The sequence below is a fragment of the Parafrankia sp. EUN1f genome (assembly GCF_000177675.1).
Taxonomy (GTDB): domain Bacteria; phylum Actinomycetota; class Actinomycetes; order Frankiales; family Frankiaceae; genus Parafrankia.
On the sequence record NZ_ADGX01000303.1, the window covers coordinates 1 to 3,969 of the forward strand.

Consider the following 3,969-nt stretch of genomic DNA (forward strand, 5'->3'; position numbering starts at 1 on the left):
GCGAAGCCGCAGGTCGGTGACGTCGCCCGCCTGGTCGTGGCCACGGCGCGGGGACAGCCGGAGCACGCGGGGGTTGCCCGCATCGTCCGTGTCTCCCCAGAAGGGAACTTCATCACGGTGGACGGCATGCTGCCGCACAGGGAGCCCGGCGAGCATTACATGGATTTCATCGCACCCGCCGCCTTCCGGAACGTCAACCAGTTCCTCGCCGCGACAAATGGGGAGGTGCTGCCTTCGACTCGCCTCTGCGAGCTGGAGCGGAAGCACATGATCCTTGCGGCTCGGGCCCAGCTGCACACAGTCCGGTGACGACCTCCCGAAGCGCCGCACTGGCAGTAGCCGACGCCCTGGGCTGCCGGCGAGGCCAAGCTAGACCCACTCCCGCGAAGACCGGCATGTCGAGCTCCACAGTCCCGGTTTCGCCGGGGCAGTAGCACGCTCAACCCGTCGGATGCTCTGCGTGACACACCGGCAACGCACGGCCTCAGGGCGCCAGCCTGCCGGCTGGCTACCGCAATGCTCGTCACGCTGCTGTGTGCATGCGGGAGCAGTGGACAGGCAGACGAAGCCGCAGGTCCTGCCTCGCCAGGCGGTGATCCTGCATCCGTCGCCCCGCCCACCCCTGCGGCCCAGGCACAGACCACCGAGGGAGCACGAGCAGCTCTCGACAAGGCCATTGCCCGCGGGGCCGCGGGCGATCACGCCGGCGCGTGGGACCTACTCGTTCCCGAAGACCAAGCCCTGGTCACACGGGACTGACCGCCGTAGCGGCTGTTGATCCCGGCCAGGAGCCCTCGGACATCCGCCGCGCTGAAGGGAAGCCTGTGCCCGGCCGTAGCGATGATGGCACTGTTCGAACGGTTCTCGGCGTGCGTGGAGGCCGCATGCCCGCCCACGAGCAGCAGGCCGTGATAGTCGGCTGGGACCACATTGCCGCCGTAGCACATCCAGGACGCGCATCCCGGGGCGGATCTGAGCTTGCTCCAGCATCATGGCCCGAACCCGCGCGGCGGACACCGAACTGACGCTGATCCCCAGCTCGTCCTCCTTCGTCACGTAGTGGCGCTCGGCGGCGTACGCCTCGGCCACCCGCAGCTCGGGGACGAACAGATGCCGTGGCACCGCCCGCACCGCCCGCTCCACCTCCCGCGTCACGATCGCCGCCAGCTCCCGCAGTTCCCGGATGAGCTCCTCGCGCAGGCGAGCGACATCGTCGGGCTGGGGGGTTACCTGTTCCGGGGTGGGCTCGCTCGTGGAGGTGGACACCAGGCTTCTCCTCACTCGGATGACGACCTTGTGTGCGCGAAATCTCGGCGCGACAACCAACGGCCGCTTGTGCTGCCGTGTGCTCGCCCTCATGACGACGCGCCGGCGAACGTGGCGCGCCAGGCCCACGCGCAGCCGCCGCGCGGCCCGGCCCCAGGGCCCGGTCGTCAGAATCGAGATGCTCGGCAGGACGGCGCCACCGCTTCGAGAAGGCGCCGTCCTGTCTGATCCGCCGGGGACGCTGACCAGCAGGGTTGTGTGATCGTGTTGGACCGCCTACGGGCCCGTAACGGAGATGGCGTCATCAAGGGGGGTCCAGTGGCACGGCGGCCGGCGTACCGCGTCTGAGCCACGCAGCGTGCGCAACCCGGAGTATGTGTCCAGGTTCGGACCTGGGATCGAAAAGATCCTGGTCAGGAGCCTGGTGCATGCGCGAGCACGGCTGGTACCGTCCCCGGATTGCACACGGCAATCGGCGGCGTGCGGGTCGCCGTGCGGCTGCTGCGCTGCTCCCCACCTCGCGCCGGCCCCGGAGAATGCTCAGTCGAGACAAAACTCGTTTCCCTCGATGTCCTGCATCACGATGCAGGAATCGTGGCCGTCATACAGCAGTCGCATGCGCACCGCGCCGAGCACGACCAGCCGTGCGCATTCGGCTTCGAGCGTGGCGAGGCGCTCTTCACCCACGAGCCCGGGGCCGACCCTCACGTCAAGATGCAGCCGATTCTTGGCGACCTTTCCTTCGGGAACGCGCTGAAAGAACAGTCGTGGACCTACACCTGAGGGATCGATGCAGGCGAACCATGAACACTGATCCTCGGGAAACCGGGAGCGGTTGAAATCGTCCCAGGTGGCGAACCCCTTCGATGGAGGCGACACAACGTACCCCAACACCTCGCACCAAAAGCGAGCGACGCGCTCAGGTTCTGCGCAGTCAAAGGTGACTTGGAACTGCTTGATCGTTGACATAGGCGCACCGTAGCATGGGGAACGTTTGCTCATCTCCCGCATTTTGGCGAGAGGATGGCCCCTGGGAGCCGCCCCTGCGTCTTGCAGTCACAGGGGCCGAGCCGTGCGTGTGCAACGCGGGTATGGACCCGTTTCTCGCCCGATTGTCAAAAGATGCTGGTGAGAAGCCTGAACCTACGCCAGCACGATTGGATCGTTGTCGACGTAGACAATGCGTGACTGCGGTGCCACCTGTTGGGCGATCTGGTGGGTGGCGTGCTCGGCGGGCAGGCCGGGCCCGATGTCGAGGAACTGCCGCACGCCCGCGTCGGCGGCGAGGTCGTGCCGGCTCAGTCCGTCGAGGTCGATCGGGCTTCGCTGGCCGAGCAGCGGTTCGCAGATCGACAGCCGTCCGCCCGGTGGCAGGACGCGGGCGTCGATCTCATCGAGGGTGAGCGCTTCGTTGTCCGCGCCGTCGGTACCTAACCCGATGGCGATCACGGGCTGATGGGTGGTCGTGGCGGTGACGTATCCGCCGCGGTGAAGCCGGCCATCGCCGTGCGGGCCTGCCGCAGCTGGGCGGCGTCGTCCGCGCGCAGGAACGCGTGCCCGGACCGGTGTAGCGCGACGAACGCGAAGCCGCGCCGGCTGCCGGCCTCGGTGAACAGTGCTTCCGCCTCGGCCAGGACGCCGTCCGCGATGCTGATCGACTCGGCGGACGCGGTGACGTCTATCGAGTCGCGCGGCGGCGAGAGCTGCTCACCGTCCCGCTTTCCTGGATGGCGAGGTCCAGGACCACGGCGCCTGAGAGGGGTGCGGCGTGCCAGTCCGCTCGATCGATGAGGCGGCCTGTCACGAAGTCGCTGCCCAGCACCGATCCCTGCCGGAGGCGCTGATGTTCTGACGGCGTCTACGGCGTGACGTCAGACGGGCGGCGCGTCCTGCGGGCGGAGGGGGCGGGTTTTCCTCGGCGGCCGGTGCCGGGCCGCGCGCCGGATTCCCGGCTCGGCCGTTCGGCGCGCAGGTTGAGGGGCTGGCCGGCGATGCGGGTGCGGGTCAACGCCCGCTGGGTGGCCTTGGTCAGGTCGGCGGGAAGTTCGACGAGACTGTAGTCGGCCCGGATGTCGATCCGGCCGAAGTCCGCCCGGGCCAGGCCACCCTCGTTGGCGAGCGCCCCGACGATCTGGCCCGGGGTGACCCGCTGGCGATGCCCGACCCCGATCCGGTAGACGGCATAGACCCGCCGCGGCCCGCCCACCCCGCGGGCGGGCCTCTCCCGGACAGGCGGGGCGGAGTCCGGCGGGAGGAGGAACTCCCCCGGTTCCTGGCGGGTCATCACAGCAAGCGCCGCGGCGATGTCGGCGAGCGGCACGTCGTGCTCACGGGTGTAGCCAAGGACCAGGTCCCTGAACACGGCGTGGGCCGGCGCGTCGAGCGCGGCGGTGATCGCGTCGTGGAACTTCGCGACCCGCCGGGCGTTCACATCCTCCGCGGTCGGCAGTTCCATCTCGGCGAGCGGCTGGCGAGTCGCCTTCTCGATCGCGGCGAGCAGGCCCTTCTCCCTCGGGGTGACGAGCAGCAGCGCCTCACCGCTGCGCCCGGCGCGGCCGGTACGGCCGATGCGGTGGACGTAGGACTCCGGGTCGGTGGGGATGTCGTAGTTGACGACGTGGGTGACCCGTTCGACGTCGAGGCCGCGGGCGGCGACGTCCGTGGCGACGAGAAGGTCGAGAGCGCCGTCACGGAGCTGGGCGA

The 3,969-nt window shown here is 69.2% G+C and carries 4 protein-coding genes and 1 pseudogene; 1 reads left to right on the top strand and 4 read right to left on the bottom strand.

Annotation, left to right across the window (positions count from 1 at the left end; all coding sequences use genetic code 11):
- A partial coding sequence (locus FREUN1FDRAFT_RS38260) for a hypothetical protein (RefSeq protein WP_006545812.1) occupies window positions 1-309 on the top strand: 309 nt, incomplete at its 5' end.
- A 408-nt stretch (window positions 310-717) separates the two neighbouring features.
- Here FREUN1FDRAFT_RS38260 and FREUN1FDRAFT_RS38265 read toward each other — a convergent pair.
- The 4 genes and pseudogenes from FREUN1FDRAFT_RS38265 to FREUN1FDRAFT_RS38280 form a co-directional block, all read right to left on the bottom strand.
- Entirely contained in the window at window positions 718-1,266 is a 549-nt protein-coding gene (locus FREUN1FDRAFT_RS38265; RefSeq protein ID WP_006545813.1) for a hypothetical protein, read from the bottom strand.
- Window positions 1,267-1,806: 540 nt separating this feature from the next.
- Complete coding sequence (locus FREUN1FDRAFT_RS38270; RefSeq protein WP_035957504.1) at window positions 1,807-2,235, bottom strand: VOC family protein; 429 nt, start codon at window positions 2,233-2,235, stop codon at window positions 1,807-1,809.
- Between the two features lie 177 nt (window positions 2,236-2,412).
- Window positions 2,413-2,553: pseudogene (locus tag FREUN1FDRAFT_RS47255) on the bottom strand (SAM-dependent methyltransferase); the annotation flags it as partial.
- A 571-nt stretch (window positions 2,554-3,124) separates the two neighbouring features.
- The coding region (locus tag FREUN1FDRAFT_RS38280) for a DbpA RNA binding domain-containing protein (protein WP_006545816.1) at window positions 3,125-3,969 on the bottom strand (845 nt) is incomplete at its 5' end.

Coding starts and splice junctions, on each gene's coding strand:
- FREUN1FDRAFT_RS38270 (WP_035957504.1), bottom strand. CDS start 2,235: ATGTCAACGATCAAGCAGTTCCAAGTCACCTTTGACTGCGCAGAACCT.